We start from the raw sequence: 18647 nt of genomic DNA on the forward strand, positions 1-18647 counted from the left end.
CTTGATGACAATTTCGCCGGGGCTTGCTAAGTCCCGGGGCGACCGACCGGAACAGAAAAAAGTCTGGATTCATGCCCGATCTTCTTATTGAACTGCGCTCAGAAGAAATTCCTGCCCGCATGCAGCGCAAGGCGGCCGGCGATCTGAAGAAGCTCGTAACGGACGCGCTCGTCGAGGCGGGTCTCACCTATGAAGGCGCGCGTGAATATTGGACGCCGCGCCGGCTGACGCTCGACATACGCGGCCTGAACGCGCGCTCCGCCGATATCCGCGAGGAACGCAAGGGGCCGCGCACCGACGCCAACGAGAAGGCGATCGAAGGTTTTCTGCGCGCCGCCGGCCTCTCCTCCATCAGCGAGGCGCATGTCCACAGCGACGCGAAGAAGGGCGATTTCTACGTCGCCCACATCGTCAAGCCCGGCCGCGACGCGGAGGTCATCATCGCCGAGGTGATGCCGGCGATCATTCGCGACTTCCCCTGGCCGAAGTCCATGCGCTCCGGTGCCGCCTCGGCGAAGCCTGGCAGCCTGCGCTGGGTGCGGCCCTTGCAATCGATCGTCTGCACCTTCGGCGCCGAAACCGAGGAGACCAGGGTCATCCCCTTCGAAGTCGACGGCATCGTCGCCTCGAACGTCACCCATGGCCACCGCTTTCACGCGCCTGAGCCGATCACGGTGCGCCGCTTCGCCGACTATGCCGACAAGCTCGAAAAGGCGAAGGTCGTGCTCGACGCCGAGCGCCGCAAGGAGATCATCGCCGCGGATGCCCGCAACGTCGCCTTCGCCAATGGCCTTGAATTGGTCGAGGACGAGGGCTTGCTCGAAGAAGTGGCGGGTCTCGTCGAATGGCCGCGGGTGCTGATGGGCAGCTTCGAGGAGAGCTATCTCCAAATTCCCTCCGAAATTATCCGCCTGACGATCAAGACCAATCAGAAATGCTTCGTGACGCGGCAGCCGGGCGCGGAAACGCTGTCGAACCGGTTCATCCTCGTTTCTAATATCGAAGCCAGCGACGGCGGTCGTGAGATCGTCCATGGCAATGGCAAGGTCGTGCGTGCGCGCCTTTCGGATGCGGCGCATTTCTGGAAACGTGACCAGGGCGACCTGCCGGACCTCGAGACGCTGCGACCGTCCGCCGAGAAGTTCGGTCTTGATCTGAAGAAGCCGCTCGATCAACGCATGGCGAAGCTCGATGCGCTGAACGTCACCTTCCATGCCAAGCTCGGAACGCAGGGCGAGCGCGTCGCCCGCATCCGCTCGATCGGCTTGGCGCTTGCCGAGGCCACCGGCGCCGACAAGACCCTGGTCGAGCGCGCCGCCGTGCTTGCCAAGGCGGATCTGCGCACCGAGGCCGTCGGCGAGTTTCCCGAGCTGCAGGGCATCATGGGCCACAAATATGCGGTACTGCAGGGAGAGAATGCCGCGGTCGCCAACGCGATCGAGGACCATTACAGGCCCCAGGGTCCGTCCGATCGCGTGCCGACGAACCCTGTCTCGGTCGCGGTTGCGCTCGCCGACAAGCTCGACACGCTGGTCGGCTTCTGGGCGATCGACGAGAAGCCGACCGGCTCGAAGGATCCCTATGCGCTGCGCCGTGCCGCGCTCGGCGTCATCCGGCTCATTCTCGAGGGTAGGGCGCGTCTGCCGCTGCTGCCGTTCTTCGACGTCGCGCTCAAGGCTCTGAGGGCGCAGCGGCCCGATCTGGCCGGCGATATTGCCGCGGACCTTCTCGCCTTCTTCCATGATCGCCTGAAGGTCTACCTGCGCGATCTCGGGGCGCGCTACGATCTGATCGACGCGGTCTTGACCTCAGAGGCCGACGACCTGTTGATGATCGCCCGCCGCGTCGAAGCGCTGACCGCTTTCATCACCGCCGAGGAGGGCAAGAACCTGCTCGCCGGCACGAAGCGCGCCACGCAGATCCTCGCGGCCGAGGAGAAGAAGGGCACCGAGGTCGCGGACAACGTGGACGAGAAGCTCTTCCGGCTCGACGCCGAAAGGACGCTTCACGCCTCGATCAAGCTTGCCTCCGGGGATGCCCGCGAAGCGATCGTCAAGGAGGATTTCCGCTCCGCCATGGCCGCGCTCTCCAAATTGCGCGAGCCGGTCGACGTGTTCTTCAACGACGTACTCGTCAATGACGAAGACAAGGCGATCCGTGCGAACCGCCTGGCGCTCCTGGGGCTGATCCGCGCGGCGACCGGCGAGGTTGCGGACTTCTCGAAGATCTCGGGATGAGAGGCTAGGCTGTCGACAACCGACAGGCTCGATCCTATCTCTGGAGAATGACGAGCGACAATCCGAGCGCAGGCGCAGGTGTGATCGAACCTCCGGGCACGAAGCGGCGCGGCGACTGGATCGACGTGGCCGAAGACGCCATTCCGTTCGAGCGTATTGAAGCCTTCTTTGCCGGGCGCGCCTACGAGCCGCACCGGCACGATACCTATGCCGTCGGCCAGACACTCTCGGGCATTCAGAGCTTCCATTATCGCGGCGCCGAGCGCACGAGCCTTCCCGGCGGCACGATGGTGCTGCATCCCGACGAGGTGCATGACGGCCAGGCCGGCGGCGAGCACGGGTTTCGCTACCGCATGATCTATATTGAGCCGGCGGCCGTTCAGCGCGTTCTCGGCGGCCGGCCGCTGCCCTTCATCAAAGACGGCATCTCATCCGATCCGCGACTCTTCGCGGCGGTGCATGCTCTCTTACCGGCGACGGATGCCCGGATCGAGACCCTTGAGTTCGAGGACGGCCTCTTCGAACTTGCCCATGCACTGGAAGCCGCGGCCGGTGGGCCTGCGAAGGTTGGCGGCGCGCTCAATTATCGCGCCGCCGAGCGGGCGCGCCTCTACCTCCATGACTTGCCCGACGGTACCATCACGCTTGAGACGCTCGAGGCGGTCAGCGGCCGGGACCGCTGGGGCCTCAGCCGCGACTTCCGCCGTCTGTTCGGCACCAGTCCCTATCGCTACCTGGTGCAGCGGCGTCTCGAAGCCGCAAAGGTCAATCTTCGTCACGGTGTCCCGGCCGCGCAGGCTGCGGTCGATGCCGGCTTTGCCGACCAGGCGCATCTGAGCCGCCATTTCAAGAAGGCATTCGGCATCACGCCGGGTCGATGGCTGCGCATGGCGGAAATGCCTGCGGGCACAGAGGCGGAGCAAGCCTGAAGCGCGAGCGTCTTATCAGACGCACAAAGGCCGCTGTGGCACTTTGAATGGCTGCACGATCGTTCAAGACCCGATCACCGGAAATGGCTGTAATTACTCCCGAAACAACGCGAGGAAACAGCCATGAACGTGTCCAGTCGTCCCCACGCACCTATCAATTTTGCCGAGAAGCTGGCGCGGATTGCCGATCAGTGGCAGCCACGCGTGATCGCCGAACTCAACGACTATCAGTTCAAGATCGTCCGCATCGAAGGCGACTTCATCTGGCACGACCATCCGGAAACGGACGAGGCCTTCATCGTCCTCGAAGGCATGCTTCGGATCGACTTTCGCGACGGTTCGGTCACGCTCGGTCCGGGCGAAATGTACGTCGTGCCGAAGGGCGTCGAGCACAAACCCTATGCGGCAAGTGAAGTGAAGATGCTGCTGATCGAGCCAAGAGGCACGGCAAATACCGGCCAGGCGGGCGGTGAACGCACGGCTGCGAATGACATCTGGATCTGACCGGGGGCTGGCACCATGGTCGGCGACCTCGCGCTTCTTGCCCTTGCGGCCTTGCCGCTGATGGGCAGTCCCGGGCCGGCAACACTCAGCCTCGCCGGCATGGCGGCCGCCCATGGCGTTTCCAACACTCTGCGCTACGCCGCCGGTATCAACATCGGCACCATTGCAGTCGTGTTGCTGATCGCAACCGGCGTCACCGCAATGGTTCTCGGTCTGCCGGGCATGAAAGTGGCGATTACTGTCCTCGCCGCGGTCTACATGCTTTATCTGACATGGCACATTGCCACGGTGCCGCCGGTCGCCGCCGCTGAACAGGGATCGCCGAGACCTTCGTTTCTCGGCGGCTTTGTGCTGGCGATCGCCAATCCGAAGGCCTATGCGGCGATCGGCGCCGTCTATGCCGGCAGCCTGATCGAGCCTGGTCAGGGGGTCGGGGCGGCCATTGCGAAGGTTCTTGTCCTCGCATTGGTGGCGATCGTCGTGAATACGACCTGGCTTGCCTTTGGCGCGGCCATTGCCAAGGTCCTACGGGATCCAAGGCAGGCACGGATAGCCAATGTCGTCTTTGCCAGTCTGCTGCTTGTCTCGCTTGCTCCGCTGCTGCTTGGATAGCGCGTTTTCCCTTGTAGCGGCACCGTTCGGGACGCTATGAACGCGGCATGACCGCCAAGATACTCGTCAGCGCCTGTCTCATGGGCCATGCGGTGCGCTACGATGGCGCGGCGAAACCGCTGTGCCATCCGGCAATAGAACGTTGGCGTGCGGAAGGTCGGCTCGTGACCCTCTGTCCCGAGATGTCGGCGGGAATGCCGGTTCCGCGACCGCCGGCGGAGATCGAGGCAGGCAGGACCGGTGCGAGCGTCCTTTCCGGCGTGGGACGCGTCCTCGAAAAGACCGGCGGCGATGTGACCGAGGCGTTTCGCCGGGGCGCGGAAAACGCTCTTGCTCTTGCACTGACAGCAAACTGTCGTTTCGCGCTGCTGATCGACGGCAGCCCGTCCTGTGGCTCCAGCTTCGTCTACGATGGCAGCTTCAGCGGCGAGCGCGTCCCCGGCGAGGGCGTCACCGCGGCGCTGCTACGCAAGAACGGCATAGAGGTCTTTTCCGACCGCGAAATCGGGCTGCTGGTCGAGAGACTTGGCCGTGAAGATGAGGCTGACCCATAAAGATTACGCCCCTGCTTCTCTCAGGGGCGCAACCTTTCGCCATTGCAGCGAAACGCCCATCAGCCTTGAATATTCCGGCCGATGGGGCAGGGAACCTTATGTATATGGTGTTAATCTAATCTAAGTTCGAACCCCGACGGATCAAATTCCTGTGAAGCGCTGCCGGCCATCGAGGCACTCACCGGTTCGGCGCGCGACACGATCCCGACGGCGGCGGTCTTTGCCGTCTGGTCGACGTCCGCGATCGCGGCGAGCGAGGCGGCGGTAACGCCCGTCGCCGCCGGATCTGCTTTCACGGCGGCGGCCTTGATCACGTCCTCGGATGCCTTGTTGACGAAGACGACCGGCGATCCTCCGAGCCAGGCCTCGGTGCGGACCGACTTCATTTCGCCATCGATCTGCTTGAGCTCGAGCTTGGCGGTGCCGGGCGTCAGCTCAGGAACGACATAGGAGGCCTTCTTCTTGGGCTGCAGCGGCGGGCACTCTGCGCAGGAGATCGTCGCGACGCTGGAATTGACGGCCTTTCCGGACGCCACGTTCTCGACCGACGACGCTGCCGCTGTGCCGGCGGCAAGCGTAAGGACGGCGGTGATCAGCAGGGAACGCATCGGCTTCTCCTCGAATGTATCGAGGAGGAGAATATGAGACTGCCCTTACCTTCTCGTCAGGAGAATTGGTAAAAATTGAATGATGCCGCGATTCCGGGGGGTTACGCCTTTTCGCGCTCGACCGCGCGCCATCCGATGTCGCGACGGTAGAAGCCGTTCTCCCAGGAAACGCCGTTCACGCCTTGATAGGCGGCATCCTTTGCGTCGCTGACGGTCTGGCCCATGGCTGTGACGTTCAGCACACGGCCACCCGTGGCGACCAGGCGACCATCCTTGATCGCCGTACCGGCATGAAACACCCTTGTCGTGGCGGATGGTTCGGGGACGGCCGCGATCGGCGTGTTCTTTTCATAGGCTCCCGGATAGCCGCGCGAAGCTATCACGACCGTCAATGCCGCTTCGTCATGCCATTCGATTTGCATGCCGTCGAGCGTGCCCGTCGCTGCGGCGTAGAGCAGGGGCAGCAGGTCGCTTTTCATGCGCATCATCAGGACCTGGCATTCCGGGTCGCCGAAACGGACATTGTATTCGATGAGTTCCGGCCCTTTCGCGGTGATCATCAGTCCGGCGAAAAACACGCCCGAGAACGGATGCCCACTTTCGGCCATGCCGCGCACGGTCGGCTCGATGATCTCCTTCATCGTCCGCCCGACCATCTCGGCCGTCATCACCGGTGCCGGCGAATAGGCGCCCATACCACCGGTGTTCGGTCCCGTATCGCCGTCGCCGACGCGCTTGTGATCCTGCGCCGATGCCAGCGGCAGCACGGTCTTGCCGTCGCAAAGGCAGAAGAAGCTTGCTTCCTCGCCATCGAGGTAGGCTTCGACGACGACCTCTGCCCCGGCGGAGCCGAAGGCGCCGGAGAAACAGTCGTCGACGGCGGCGAACGCCTCGTCGAGCGTCATCGCCACCGTGACACCTTTGCCGGCGGCGAGCCCATCCGCCTTGATGACGATCGGCGCGCCCTGTTCGCGGACATAGGTCTTGGCCGAGCTGGCTTCGGTAAAGCGTCTGTAGGCACCGGTCGGGATTGCGTACTTGGCGCAAAGATCTTTGGTGAAGCCTTTGGAACCTTCAAGCTGGGCAGCGGCGGCAGAGGGGCCGAAGACGGGGATGTCGGCGGCACGGAGTGCGTCCGCGAGACCGGCAACAAGGGGCGCCTCGGGGCCGACCACGACGAAATCGATCGTCTTCTCGCGGCAGAAGTCGACGACAGCTGTGTGGTTGTCGACGTCGAGCGCGACGATCGTCGCCTCTTCGGCGATGCCGGGATTGCCTGGCGCTGCGTACAGCGTGGTGAGCTGCGGCGACTGCGTGATTTTCCATGCAAGCGCGTGTTCGCGTCCGCCCGATCCGATCAGAAGAACCTTCATTGCCATCCCTGCCGTCAGCGCATTGATGCGCTGCGGTTAGGACGTCGGGCGGGGCGAGGTCAAGAAAAAACCGGCTCCGCGCGCAAGATTCACCACCGTGCTTTGGATGTCGAGTTCCGACGGCTGCTGCCGGAGTGCTCGTCGGCGGGGCGTTCCTTGACATGCTGCGCCGTCCGGGTGAGCGCCCAGATCGCCAGGTCGTCGAGCGAAAGCGGCTTGCTGATCAGATAGCCCTGGAAGCGGTCGCAGCCGGCTGCCGTGAGCATAGCCAGCTTTTCCGGCGTATCGACGCCTTCGCCGATCACCGCCATGTCCTTCGCATGGCAGAGTGCGACGACTGCCTTGAGGACGGAAAGGGAGTGCGACGCGGTGAGGTTGGTAACGAGCGCCCGGTCCAGCTTGATGGTGTCCGCGGCGTAGTCGATGATCTGCTCGATCGAGGTGTAGCCGGCGCCGAAGTCGTCGATCGACAGGCGGAAGCCCTTGTGGCGCAGCTCGTCAATGTTCTGCCTCAACTGGTCGCTGATCTTGACGGCGAATGTCTCGGTGAGCTCGATGTCGATCGATCGCGTTTCGAGCCGATGGCGGGCCGCGCAATCCGACAGATAGTCGCCGAGCGCGCGTGAATGCAGCTCCGCCGAAGAGATGTTGATCGCCAGCACCGTATCTTGCCCGAAGAGTGCCTTCAACTGACGGCAGTCGGACATCGCCTTGTTGATGACCCACCAGTCGATCTTGGTGAAAAGACCGGAGCTTTCGGCAATCGGTACGAATTCGTCAGGCGTAACGGTGCCGAGAACGGGCGAATGCCAGCGCAACAGCGCCTCGCAGCCCGTGACTTGGCCGCGCACGTTGACGATCGGCATGTAGACAAGGCGAAACTGCTCGTCAGGATCGAGGCCCCGCAGTTCCTCCTGGATCTGGCGCAGCCGGGTACGCTTGTCATGCAGCGCACGAGAGAAGCGGGAGGAGCGGTTCCTGCCGCCGGACTTCGCCTGGTACATGGCCGCATCTGCATTGGATATCAGTTCGGCGACATTGGTCGCATCGTCCGGGCAGATGGCCACGCCGATGCTCGCCGTCACCGGATAGCGTTTGCCGGAAACTTCGAAGCCGCCGTCAAACAGGGCGAGGATCGCGTCCGAGATCTCCCGGACAGTGCCTTCGCCCGGGTTCGATCGCACCAGAACCGCAAATTCGTCGCCGGAAAGGCGAGCGAGGATGGCCGTCTCCAGCTGCCTCCGCCGCGTGATGGTCTCGACGGTTTGTCCAATGCGCACCGCAAGCGTCTTGAGCAAATCGTCCCCGATATCGTGGCCGTGCTTGTCGTTGACGAATTTGAAATTGTCGATGTCGATGAACAGCAGGCTGCACTTCTCGCCGCAAGCGATGGCTTGCTCGACGACGCCGGCCGCGAGTGTGTTGAAACGTCCGCGGTTGTGGATGCCGGTCAGCGTGTCGGTCCACGACTTCTGCTGCACGAGCCGCAGGGCATGGGCGGACTGGGAATGAAGCTCGCGGATGTTATGGGTCAGGCGCCCGATCTCACCCGCTTCGTCCATGTCCCTGATGTCGTCACGCTCGCCGTTCATCACCGCCGTGACGTCGGCGTCGAGGCTGGCGATCGGCCCGGTGATGAAACGCCTTAACAATAGCACGATCAAGAAGATGCAGATCAGGCTCATGGCGAGAGCACCGCAAGCAAGCAGCACCTTTCGGCGCAGCACTTGAGCCTCGAAATAGGCGTCCGGGACGACGATCGTGGCGTAAAGCTGCGTTCCGAGCGGCGTACTCGCGGAAAGCTTATCGGTGACGGCGAGCGGCCATGGCTGGAGAACGATGTCGGCTCCATACTCCTTCTTCAGAGCTGCCTGCATTGCGAGGAACCGGTCCGGCAGGACGGCTATCTGCATCAGCAACGCACTGGCCTTGTTGTTCGGCATGGGACGGCCAAAGGTAACCGGGTCGACGAAGAGGGAGTAGACGATCCGCGGACGGTCGCCGGTTGGCTCAAGATAGGTCAAGTCGCTCAGCCGCTTGCCGGCGATCAACTTTCTTGCAAGATCGCGCTGCGGTTCGTCGATCTCGGCAAAGGGATCCCAACTGTTCTCGAAATAGTATTCGGTCTCTGTTCGCGAGTTGAGGACGGCAAAGGAGATATAAGCTATCGGATCCTCGGATAGCGATTTTATGCTCTCCTGCAGACGCGCGCCGAGCGCGGTGGCGCGGTATCGCTCGTCGGTCTCGGCGACGAATTGGCGCAGAACGTTACCGTTCAGGATAGCATTGAGAAAACTCTTGCTGCGCTGGACCTCGTTCTGGAAAACCGCGGCAGCGTGCTCCAGCCGTTGGGAAAGCTTCGCCTTCTCCAGTGCCTGAATGGAGCGCTCCTGGGCGAAATAGACCGAGAGCGCTGCGAGAAGGTAGCCGAGCAGCACGACGGGAAAGATTAGGAAAAGTGCGCGCTTGCTGAGGGTCACTGAAAATTCGCCAATGTGCTGATGATGCGTCGGCGCGCCTGGACCGACTGGATTGAAAGTTCCTGCTGGTACTGGCTTTTTGCCAGCGTCGCGGCCGGCGGGTAGATCTCCGGATCGGAGCGCATCGCCTCCGGCAGAAGCTTCAACGCCGCGCTGCTCGTGGTCGGCATGGTCAAGGCGAGGGCATTGGCGGCGGCGCTTTCCGGCGAACCTATGAAATCGAGGAACTCCAGGGCGCGCTGCTTATGAGGTGAACTGGCGATAACCGAAACGCAGTCGAGCCACGAAAGCGTCCCTTCCTGGGGGACCACATAGCGCCACAGGCCCCGCCTATCGACCTTGTCGTTGAGGACGTGCTGATCGCCGCTGTAGCCGAGCGCCATATGGATGTCTTTGCCGGTCGCCTGGTCCTGGATGGCGGTAATGACATAGTCGTAGGTCAGCACGGCTGGGGCCTGTGCCTTTAGCAGATCGAACGCAGCCTTCAGGGTCCCGGTATCGCTGGTATTGATGGACGCGCCGAGCAGCATCAGCGGTGGCACGAAGAGTTCGGTGTGGTCGTCGAACATCGCAACATGCTTCTTGAGCGACGCTGCGGGGCGCATCAGGTCCTGCCAGGATGTCGGCGGCTGCGCGATAACATCGGAGCGATAGAGAATGCCGACCGTTCCGGAGAAATAGGGAAGCCCGTATCCGGCGCATCGATCCCGCCATTCTGGCGCGTAGTCTGCGAGCGCGGGCAAATTGTCTTCACGAAGGGTTTCGAGAATGCCCTTCTTGCCGAAAAGATGCGCGCCGTTCTCATCGACGACGACGAGATCGATACTGTTGCTGGGATTGGCGAGAATCTCATCGCGTGCGTCGTCGCTATCGAAGTTTATCTGTCGGATTGCGACGCCCGTCTCCTGCGTCCAGCGGTCGATGAGACCCTGGTCGATATAAGCTTCCCAGATCAACAGGTTGAGCGTTTCGGCACGGCTTGCGGCCGCGCACAGCAATGTCGCCAGGAAGAAGGATGTCGCCGCACGCCTTCTCATTCTCTTCCCCCCGCTGAACGACCCCCACTGGCAGACGGTAAGCGGCAATAATTTAGGAATGCTTACGGCCAGCGCGTGCCGTAGCGCCGACTACAGCGCCGTGCGTCTATTCAGACGCACAAAGGTCGCTGTAGCACTTTGAATTGCTGCATGTTCTTCTCCTTAAATCGGCTCCGATTTAAGGAGACATGCAGCGGCGCGACGGTATTTTCGGCAGGAACACGGTGAAGATGCCGAGCAACGGTAGATAGGAGCAGAGCTGGTAGACGAATTCGATCCCATGGCTGTCCGCGAAGATGCCGAGCACCGCCGCGCCGATGCCGCCGAAACCGAAGGCAAAGCCGAAGAAGACGCCAGCGATGAGGCCGACGCGGCCGGGGACGAGCTCCTGGGCGAAGACGACGATCGCGGAGAAGGCCGACGAAAAGACGAGGCCGATCACCACGCTGAGCACGCCTGTCCAGAACAGGTTGGCGTAGGGAAGCATGAGCGCGAAGGGAATGACGCCGAGGATCGACAGCCAGATGACGAAACGCGCGCCGTAGCGGTCGCCGATGGGCCCGCCGAGGAAGGTTCCGGCCGCCGCGGATCCGAGGAAAAGAAACAGCATCAGTTGCGCCTGCTGCACGCTGGTGCCGAACTTTTCGATGACGAAGAAGGTGAAATAGCTGGAGACGCTGGCGAGATAGACATTCTTCGTCGCCGTCAGCAGCACGAGAATCGCGACCGTCCAAAGGACTCGGGCTTTCGGCAGGGGCAGGGCCCGGCTCAGGGCGGCGCGGCTCATTGTCGAGCGGCGATGCCGCACGTACCAGGTGCTCACCCAGGACAGCACGAAGAAGCCGATAATGGCGACGATCGAAAACCAGCTGAGGCTGCCCTGCCCGAAAGGCAGGACGATGAAGGCGGCAAGGAGCGGGCCCAATGCGCTGCCGGCGTTGCCGCCGACCTGAAACAGTGACTGCGCCAGCCCGTGGCGACCGCCCGAGGCGAGCCGCGCGACACGCGACGACTCGGGATGGAAGATCGCCGAACCGACGCCGATCAGGCTTGCCGCCAGCAGGAGCATCCAGAAGTGATCGGCATGGGCGAGAAGAATCAGTCCCGAACAGGTCGACAGCATCGCAACCGGCAAGGTGTAGGGGAGTGCCCAGCGGTCGGTGACGATGCCGACGGCTGGCTGCAGCATCGAGGCCGTGACCTGGAAGGTGAAGGTCAACAGGCCGATCTGCACGAAGTCCAGAGCGTAGTTCGCCTTGAGCAACGGATAGAGCGCCGTCAGCAGCGATTGCATGATGTCGTTCAGCATATGGCAGAAGCTGACGGCAAGAATGACGGAGAAGGCCGTCTTTTCCGGATTGATGCTGCCCGCCGTGACCGAAGACATGAGGTGTTTCCTTCCGAACGGCCCGCTTCGGAGCCTTTCCTCCATCTGTAAACGCCTTGCTGCTGGCCTGCTTTTGTGTTTTGGTCGAATTCTTTCGCAAGCGGGCCAGATGGTGAGATCGAACCGAAATTACTTGCCGGAACTGCCGGATGCGGATCACTTCAGGAATCTGGAGTGGATCGAGAAGGCGAATGCTCCCGTCCTGGCAATCGGAAGAGACTATGGCTGCGGGCTTATCGTGCCGCTGCACAGCCACACACGAACACAGCTCTGGTGGGCGCGCTCCGGTGTGGTTCTCGTGCACACGGCAGAGGGGCGATGGATGATCCCTCCCGGCCATGCCCTGCTCATTCCTGCCGGCATGGAGCACTCGGCCGAGATGGTCAGCGACGTTCGGATGCATTCGATCTACATCGCGGCCATGAACCGGGCGCAGCGGCCTCTGGTGTTGGAGATCTCGGCGCTGGCCGGCAGCCTCATCGACGAACTGGTCCGTACCGAGAACGAGACTTCGTCCGAACGGCGCGAGCAACTGATCATGGACCTGTTGCTCGAAGAGATTCCGCGTCTCGCGGTGCGGCCGCTGGGTCTGCCCTTTCCACAGGACCGCAGTCTCGCCAGCCTCTGCCGGAAATTCCTGGAGGCGCCTTCGGCCAGCGCCAACATCGATCAGTGGGCCGATGTTCTCGGCATCAGCCGGCGTTCCTTTACGCGGTTCTTTCGGCGCGAGACGGGCATCAGCTTCGTCACATGGCGTCAGCAGGCCTGCATCTTTGCCTCGCTGCCGCGCATTGCCGATGGCGAGCCGATCACCACTGTCGCGCTCGATGCCGGCTATGAGAATGTGGCTGCTTTCACCACCATGTTCCGCCGCATGCTGGGTGCCCCGCCGAGCCTTTATCTGCGCGGCCGCGATGTCTGACTGCGAAGATCATGCGGACGCTTGACCGGCCGGCCCAGCGGGGCCAAACAGGGCCATGAACACGTCATCCGTCGATTCCGGCCGCGTGCACGATGCGCCGTCGAAGAACTGGGTCTACCGCGTGCTGCCGCGGGCGCTCTGGCCCTATGCGCAACTTGCCCGTTGGGATCGGCCGATCGGCTGGCAATTGCTGATGTGGCCCTGCCTTTGGTCCGCCGCGCTGGCGGCGGGGACCGCAGCGGCGCTCGGCAGCTTCTCCCCGGCACGCTTCCTCTTCCATGTCCTTCTCTTCGTTGCCGGGGCGATCGCCATGCGCGGCGCCGGCTGCACCTATAACGATATCGTCGATCACGAGATCGATATGGAAGTCGCCCGCACCCGTTCGAGGCCGCTGCCGTCCGGTCGCGTCACCCGCACCCAGGCGAAGGCCTTCATGGTGCTGCAGGCGCTCGTGGGTCTCTTCGTTCTGCTGCAGTTCAATGCCTTCACGATCCTTCTCGGCATCGTCTCGCTGGCTCTGGTGGCAATCTATCCTTTCGCCAAGCGGTTTACCGACTGGCCGCAATTCTTCCTCGGTCTGGCATTTTCCTGGGGCGCCATCATGGGGTGGTCGGCGGAATTCGGGTCGCTGTCGTTCGCCGCCGTCCTGCTCTACACCGCAGCAATCGCCTGGACCATCGGCTACGATACGATCTATGCATATCAGGACAGGGAAGACGACGAATTGATCGGCGTCCGCTCGACGGCACGCCGCTTCGGCGACAATCCGCGCCCCTGGCTGATGGGGCTCTACGGCTTGACCGTTCTCCTGATGTTTTTCGCATTTCTGGCTGGCGGGGCTGGTTTTTTCGCCCATCTCGGCCTCGCGGTGGCGGCTGTCATGCTCGCCTATCAGATCCTGGTGCTGAACATCCACGACGCCGAACAGTGCCTTGCACTCTTCAAATTCAACAGTGTCGTCGGGCTGATCGTCTTCGCCGGGCTAGTGCTTGCGCTTCTGCTGCGTCTGATATGAAAAATCCTCCGAGAGATCCGGAGGATAGGAAATTCAACTTGATCAGGTCGGGGGATCACGCCCAGCTTGCTTCGGCGTCCGCCTTGCGGCGGATGGCAGAAATGCGCGTGCGAACAGCGGCCCGAAGGTTGATGAGGGTGGCGAGCAGGCGCTTGCGCATCGGTACCTCCTTCATTCGTTGCCTTGGCTATGCGCCGCTTGTGGCATGACGAAGGCCGCGCCTGCTGTTCCCGCCGTAACAAAAAGCCGGCCGCAGGGATTTGGCCGGCTTCTGAACTGGAGATGGATGGGCGGTCAGGACCGAGCGATGATCTCGCGGCCGTCGATTTTCATATGCACACCGAGCTTGCCGGTGGAGCGGCGCACGAGGAAGCGTGGACGGCGCTCGGCAAAGAAGGAGTGGCGCCGGCGCGGCTTCACCGGTGCGGTGCGGATCTCGCCGAGATGTTCTTCCAGCGGCCGGGCGACCCCGTCCGCTTCGACCATCAGCATCGGGATGCGATAGGCCTCCGCCCAGGCACGCCAGTCGGCCGCGATGTCGGATAAATCATGCGCAACGAGCAACGGGATGCAAAGATCCGGATCGTCGTGATGAAGCTCCAGCGTCACAGTTACCTCCCCGTCGCCATGGTCGATGGCCCGCGCAGCCACGCCCTTGAAAGCTCGCGCAGGCAAGGCGATCGAAAGGGGCAGGCCGCTGGATGGTAGCACCTTGCGCAGAACGGCGCCACGGTGGTCGAGGCTGATGCTCACATTGCCCACATCGCCGCGCAGGACATAGGTCGCCTGCTGGGGAAAACGCTTCGGGTCGAGCCGCAGCGTATTTCCGGCCCAAGCCGGTTGAGAAAGTGTGTTGCGCATTTTCAATCGCCCTTGTTTTCCTTGAGAGCCGGTTCCCGGTCTTCTCCTCGGGACGTTTTCGTCCTCTATGGGCTGGAGGATAGGCGGCCCCTCTTCCGGACGACTTAAAAATCGCGGTTAAAAAAACTTTGCGTCGCCCGATGGTTAGCAAAAGCCGAGGTGGCAAGGTTTCTCTTTCGTCAACAAAAAGGCCGGCATTTTGCGGTTCGCCGGACAGTCGGCCGAAAAGCCACGCGCAAGCCTGTTGATCCAGGTTCGGATGATCGGATAACTATCGGGGATGTCGCGACGCCGGCTGTCCCCGATCCTTGTTGGCGGGGCGACGCGCATGGTTTCGACCTATCTCGACTATAATCTCATCGCGCGGGACATGAAGGTCAGCCTGAAGCGCGTGTCGGAGCAGACGGTCGTCGCGCGCGACATGCAATACTACAAAGAGAATATCGGCAATGTGAGCTCGGTCGACGCGTTCCTCGACGACTACCGCCTCTATTCCTACGCGATGACGGCCTTTGGCCTGGGAGACATGATCGATTCGGTCGCCTTCATGCGCAAGGTGTTGGAAAGCGACCTCTCCGACGCGAGCAGCTTCGCCAACAACCTGACGGACGACCGCTATCGCGAATTCGCTCTCGCTTATAGCTTCAGCGGCGGGACCGCCGTCTCGCAGACGGAGGCGCAGCTCGACGAGATCATCGGCCTCTATGATACGAGCATTCTCAATATCGCGGAGACCCAGAAGGAGGAGACCCGCTACTACAACATCATGATCGATAAGATCACCAGCGTCGATCAGCTGTTGAATAACGACCGGCTCAGAGCCTACGTCTTCACCGCCTACGGCATCGACGAGAGCACCTACTCCCGCCAGACGCTCCGCAACGTGCTCTCCAGCAGTTCCGACGATGCGAGCAGCTACGAGAATACGGTGATCGCTCCTCAGATCACCAGCCTCGAGGCGGCCAAGGCCGAGGCGCAGTCGAAGCTGGCGGCAGGCGGACTTACGGATGCCGAGGAGACGGAACTCACACGCAATATAACGACCTATGCCAACTCGATCGCCACGCTGAACAACTATCTCGACCTCGCCGCCGCCTTCGACTTTGACTCCGACGGCGCGGTGACCGCAGGCGCTGCCCAGACGGCCGAGAACAAGGACGCGACCAACGAGCTCTATGTCTACAGCAATTCCCGCGTCACGCAGCAGGCAGCGCTGCTGAACAAGGCCTATTTCGAGGAGAAGATAGAGACGATCACGACCGTCGACGAACTCGTTTCCGATACGCGCCTCTACGGCTATATCAGGACCGCCTTCGACCTCACCGGGGTCACAGTCGTTTCCGCAACGATCAAAAACATTCTCACAAGCGACCCGGATGATCCGGACAGCTATGTCAACACGGTCGGCGGCGGCGACGAGAACTACATAGCGCTTGCCGGTGCCTTCAATTTTGAGGAGGACGGCACGCTGGCCGATGGCGACAGCGCGCAGACTTCGGCCCAGACGACGCTCACCTCAAATCGCTACCTGACGCGCTACAACGACGAGGACGACGAGGCGGACGAGGCGGCGATCAGTGCCTACAAGGCTGCTGTCGCTGGCATGACGTCCGTCGACGAGTTCATCAATTCCGCTTCGATCTATGATTTCGCCCTGCAGGCTGTCGGTTTGGATCCCGACACGGCCAGCGCCCGCACCATAAAGCGCGTCCTGACCAGCGACCTCACCGATGCGGAAAGCTACGTCTACACGCTGAAGGACGGGCGATACGTGACGCTCGCCAAACTGTTCAACTTTACGACAGACGGTGAGATCGGCGCGCCGGCCCTGGCTCAATCCGAAACGCAAATCCAGGAAACCGCGAAGAACTACATCGTCATCAAGTCCCGTTTTGGTTCTGAAGAGGACAGGACAGCGGCCGAAGAGGAAGGCGAATATTATACCGCCGAGGTCGCCAAGATTTCCTCGCTCGACGAATTTCTGGCGGACAGCCGTCTCGTCACTATCGCGCTCGAGGCGAACGGCATCGACCCGGAGGGCGTGACCAGCGATTTCCTCCGTGACATCTTCGCCTCCGATCTCGACGATCCCGAGAGCGTCATCAACGAGCAGGAGAATTCCGCCGCCTATGTCTCGCTCGTTACCTCTTTCAATTTCGACAGCGAAGGAAACGTACTGCGCGAGGATCAGGACGCAATTGTCACACGCCAGGGACTTTACGAGACGCTCGACCAATATCTGCGTCAGACACTGGAAGAGCAGGCGGGCGAGGACAATGAAGGCGTCCGCCTTGCACTTTATTTCGAGCGGAAGGCGGGCTCGCTCGTCGATGCCTATGACCTCCTGGCGGACGACGCGCTCGCCGAGGTGTTCCGCACGATCTTCAGCTTGCCCGACGAGTTCAGCTCAATGGACATCGACCAGCAGGCGAAGATCGTCGAAAAGAACCTCGATCTCGAGAAACTGAGCGACCCGGCTGAACTCAAGAAACTTCTGGCGCGCTTTGCGGTGCTTTACGATCTGGAAAACAACACGGAGGTCGACCCAGCGGTGATCGTACTATCGAGCACGGGAAGCAGCGTCGGCATCAGCGCCGATACGCTCTATACGCTTTCTCAGCTCAGGATGGGTGGATAAGCGCGCGGCCTTCGTCTCACTCCTGGCGCAGCACCTTGTCCGGATTCATGATCCCAGCGGGATCGAAGGCATGCTTGATCCGCCGCATCAGCTCGATCTCGATCGGCGAGCGGATGGCCGCGAGTTCGTCGCGCTTCAACTGGCCGATGCCGTGTTCGGCCGAAATCGATCCGTTATATTTCAGCACGATGGCGTGGACGATGGCATTTACTTCGCGCCAGCGGGCCAGAAAGGCGCCGCGGTCCGCGCCGACCGGCTGGGAAATGTTGTAGTGGATGTTGCCGTCGCCCATATGGCCGAAGGCGCAGACGCGCGCATCGGGGATCGCCGTCATGACCGCCGCGTCAGCCTCGGCCATGAAGGCCGGAATGCTCGACACCGGCACGGAAACGTCGTGCTTGATCGAGCCGCCTTCGGGCTTCTGCGCCGGAGACATGCTCTCGCGCATGTGCCATAGCGCCTTTCGCTGCGCTTCGCTCTGGGCGATGACGGCATTTTCGACGAGCCCGTCGGCGATGCCCGCCTCGAGCAGGCTTTGCACCATGCGCTCCGCGCTCTCGGCGGCGTCCGATGTGGAGATATCGATCAGCGCATACCAGGGATGGCTCGTTTCCATCGGATCGCGCACGCCCGGTATGTGGCGGGTGGTGAACTCGATGCCGAGCCTCGGCATCAGTTCGAAACCGGTCAAGGCGGGCCCGCAGAGGCTCGATGCCCGGTCGAAGAGAGCGAGCGCGTCTTCGACGCTTGCGAGGCCGGCAAAGGCGACCTGATGGCCGCGCGGTTTCGGGAAGAGCTTCAGGACCGCGCCGGTGATGACGCCGAGCGTCCCTTCCGCGCCGATGAAGAGATCGCGCAGGTCATAGCCGGTATTGTCCTTCTTGAGCCGCCGGAGCCCGTCCCAGACTTCTCCGGTCGGAAGCACGACCTCCAGCCCCAGGCAGAACTGGCGCATATTGCCATAGGCAAGCACGGCGGTGCCGCCGGCATTGGTCGAGAGATTGCCGCCGATCCGTGCCGAGCCTTCCGATCCGAGCGACAGAGGGAACAAGCGGTCGACGTCGTCGGCCGCCTTCTGGATATCCGCGAGAATGCAGCCGGCGTCGGCAACGATGACATTGCCGACAGGATCGATATCGCGAATCCGGTTCATGCGCTCGAGCGACAGCACCACGTCGGACTTCCCTTCGCGCGGGATTTGCCCGGCCACGTGGCCGGTGTTTCCGCCCTGCGGCACGATGGCCGTTTGCGTCCGGCTGGCGAGCTCAAGGATGCGCGAGATTTCGTCGACCGAACCGGGCCTGAGGACAAGCGGGGTGGTGCCGCGGTAGAGGCCGCGCGATTCGACCAGATAGGGTGCCGTCTCCGCCGGTCCGGTCAGCGCATGGCCCGGCCCGACGATGTCGGTGAAGGAGGCGATCAGTTCGGGAGAAGGAATTGTGTTCATGATCCTGCCTGGGATTTCTCTTGCCGAAACAGCCCGGCTGCGC

At 62.2% G+C, this 18647-nt stretch carries 15 protein-coding genes; 8 read left to right on the top strand and 7 right to left on the bottom strand.

Annotated elements, in window-relative coordinates; translation table 11 throughout:
* Positions 1–71 precede the first annotated feature (71 nt).
* The 5 genes from glyS to USDA257_RS02790 all read left to right on the top strand — a co-directional run bounded on the left by glyS (position 72) and on the right by USDA257_RS02790 (position 4836).
* A complete protein-coding gene (gene glyS, locus USDA257_RS02770; protein ID WP_014761351.1) occupies positions 72–2237 on the top strand; it encodes a glycine--tRNA ligase subunit beta in 2166 nt (721 codons plus the stop codon).
* 47 nt (positions 2238–2284) lie between these two features.
* Positions 2285–3166 (top strand): AraC family transcriptional regulator, encoded by an 882-nt coding sequence (locus USDA257_RS02775; RefSeq protein WP_014761352.1) that lies wholly within the window; start codon positions 2285–2287, stop codon positions 3164–3166.
* 123 nt (positions 3167–3289) lie between these two features.
* The gene (locus USDA257_RS02780) at positions 3290–3670 is read left to right on the top strand and encodes a cupin domain-containing protein (RefSeq protein WP_014761353.1); all 381 of its coding nucleotides are present in this window, start codon (positions 3290–3292) and stop codon (positions 3668–3670) included.
* A gap of 15 nt (positions 3671–3685) precedes the next feature.
* Complete coding sequence (locus USDA257_RS02785; protein ID WP_014761354.1) at positions 3686–4282, top strand: LysE family translocator; 597 nt, start codon at positions 3686–3688, stop codon at positions 4280–4282.
* A 47-nt stretch (positions 4283–4329) separates the two neighbouring features.
* Positions 4330–4836: a DUF523 domain-containing protein gene (locus USDA257_RS02790; RefSeq protein WP_014761355.1), complete on the top strand. Its 507-nt coding sequence runs from the start codon at positions 4330–4332 to the stop codon at positions 4834–4836.
* A gap of 110 nt (positions 4837–4946) precedes the next feature.
* Here the strand turns inward: USDA257_RS02790 and USDA257_RS02795 are convergent, their stop codons facing one another.
* From USDA257_RS02795 to USDA257_RS02815, 5 genes are all read right to left on the bottom strand, one after another.
* Positions 4947–5444, bottom strand: coding sequence for a plant virulence effector HPE1-like domain-containing protein (locus USDA257_RS02795; protein WP_014761356.1), 498 nt, complete (start codon positions 5442–5444; stop codon positions 4947–4949).
* Positions 5445–5545: 101 nt separating this feature from the next.
* On the bottom strand, positions 5546–6817 hold the full coding sequence (gene purD / locus USDA257_RS02800; protein ID WP_014761357.1) for a phosphoribosylamine--glycine ligase: 1272 nt from the start codon (positions 6815–6817) through the stop codon (positions 5546–5548).
* Positions 6818–6906: 89 nt separating this feature from the next.
* Positions 6907–9297 (bottom strand): putative bifunctional diguanylate cyclase/phosphodiesterase, encoded by a 2391-nt coding sequence (locus USDA257_RS02805; RefSeq protein ID WP_014761358.1) that lies wholly within the window; start codon positions 9295–9297, stop codon positions 6907–6909.
* The gene (locus USDA257_RS02810) at positions 9294–10334 is read right to left on the bottom strand and encodes a polyamine ABC transporter substrate-binding protein (protein WP_014761359.1); all 1041 of its coding nucleotides are present in this window, start codon (positions 10332–10334) and stop codon (positions 9294–9296) included. The genes USDA257_RS02805 and USDA257_RS02810 overlap by 4 nt, the downstream gene beginning before the upstream one ends.
* A gap of 178 nt (positions 10335–10512) precedes the next feature.
* Positions 10513–11721: an MFS transporter gene (locus tag USDA257_RS02815; protein ID WP_014761360.1), complete on the bottom strand. Its 1209-nt coding sequence runs from the start codon at positions 11719–11721 to the stop codon at positions 10513–10515.
* A 109-nt stretch (positions 11722–11830) separates the two neighbouring features.
* Here USDA257_RS02815 and USDA257_RS02820 point away from each other — a divergent pair, with 109 nt between their 5' ends.
* Together USDA257_RS02820 and ubiA are read left to right on the top strand one after the other, a co-directional pair.
* A complete protein-coding gene (locus tag USDA257_RS02820; protein WP_041413870.1) occupies positions 11831–12643 on the top strand; it encodes an AraC family transcriptional regulator in 813 nt (270 codons plus the stop codon).
* Positions 12644–12698: 55 nt separating this feature from the next.
* Positions 12699–13658, top strand: a complete 960-nt coding sequence (ubiA, locus tag USDA257_RS02825) for a 4-hydroxybenzoate octaprenyltransferase (RefSeq protein ID WP_014761362.1) — start codon at positions 12699–12701, stop codon at positions 13656–13658.
* Between the two features lie 294 nt (positions 13659–13952).
* On the opposite strand, the gene USDA257_RS02830 is transcribed toward ubiA, so the two are convergent.
* On the bottom strand, positions 13953–14519 hold the full coding sequence (locus USDA257_RS02830) for a DUF6101 family protein (RefSeq protein WP_014761364.1): 567 nt from the start codon (positions 14517–14519) through the stop codon (positions 13953–13955).
* A gap of 328 nt (positions 14520–14847) precedes the next feature.
* On the opposite strand from USDA257_RS02830, the gene USDA257_RS02840 reads away from it, so the two are divergent.
* On the top strand, positions 14848–17157 hold the full coding sequence (locus USDA257_RS02840) for a DUF1217 domain-containing protein (RefSeq protein ID WP_014761366.1): 2310 nt from the start codon (positions 14848–14850) through the stop codon (positions 17155–17157).
* 16 nt (positions 17158–17173) lie between these two features.
* Here USDA257_RS02840 and USDA257_RS02845 read toward each other — a convergent pair whose 3' ends face one another.
* Positions 17174–18604, bottom strand: a complete 1431-nt coding sequence (locus USDA257_RS02845) for an FAD-binding oxidoreductase (protein WP_014761367.1) — start codon at positions 18602–18604, stop codon at positions 17174–17176.
* Positions 18605–18647 lie beyond the last annotated feature (43 nt).

The sequence above is a fragment of the Sinorhizobium fredii USDA 257 genome (assembly GCF_000265205.3).
Classification (GTDB): domain Bacteria; phylum Pseudomonadota; class Alphaproteobacteria; order Rhizobiales; family Rhizobiaceae; genus Sinorhizobium; species Sinorhizobium fredii_B.

Bases quoted from the DNA above. Each gene is read 5' to 3' on its own strand.
- USDA257_RS02785 (WP_014761354.1), top strand. From the start codon at position 3,686: ATGGTCGGCGACCTCGCGCTTCTTGCCCTTGCGGCCTTGCCGCTGATG.
- USDA257_RS02815 (WP_014761360.1), bottom strand. From the start codon at position 11,721: ATGTCTTCGGTCACGGCGGGCAGCATCAATCCGGAAAAGACGGCCTTC.
- USDA257_RS02775 (WP_014761352.1), top strand. From the start codon at position 2,285: ATGACGAGCGACAATCCGAGCGCAGGCGCAGGTGTGATCGAACCTCCG.
- USDA257_RS02830 (WP_014761364.1), bottom strand. From the start codon at position 14,519: ATGCGCAACACACTTTCTCAACCGGCTTGGGCCGGAAATACGCTGCGG.
- USDA257_RS02780 (WP_014761353.1), top strand. From the start codon at position 3,290: ATGAACGTGTCCAGTCGTCCCCACGCACCTATCAATTTTGCCGAGAAG.
- USDA257_RS02790 (WP_014761355.1), top strand. From the start codon at position 4,330: ATGACCGCCAAGATACTCGTCAGCGCCTGTCTCATGGGCCATGCGGTG.
- purD (WP_014761357.1), bottom strand. From the start codon at position 6,817: ATGAAGGTTCTTCTGATCGGATCGGGCGGACGCGAACACGCGCTTGCA.
- USDA257_RS02820 (WP_041413870.1), top strand. From the start codon at position 11,831: ATGGTGAGATCGAACCGAAATTACTTGCCGGAACTGCCGGATGCGGAT.
- USDA257_RS02840 (WP_014761366.1), top strand. From the start codon at position 14,848: ATGGTTTCGACCTATCTCGACTATAATCTCATCGCGCGGGACATGAAG.
- USDA257_RS02795 (WP_014761356.1), bottom strand. From the start codon at position 5,444: ATGCGTTCCCTGCTGATCACCGCCGTCCTTACGCTTGCCGCCGGCACA.
- USDA257_RS02810 (WP_014761359.1), bottom strand. From the start codon at position 10,334: ATGAGAAGGCGTGCGGCGACATCCTTCTTCCTGGCGACATTGCTGTGC.
- glyS (WP_014761351.1), top strand. From the start codon at position 72: ATGCCCGATCTTCTTATTGAACTGCGCTCAGAAGAAATTCCTGCCCGC.
- USDA257_RS02845 (WP_014761367.1), bottom strand. From the start codon at position 18,604: ATGAACACAATTCCTTCTCCCGAACTGATCGCCTCCTTCACCGACATC.
- ubiA (WP_014761362.1), top strand. From the start codon at position 12,699: ATGAACACGTCATCCGTCGATTCCGGCCGCGTGCACGATGCGCCGTCG.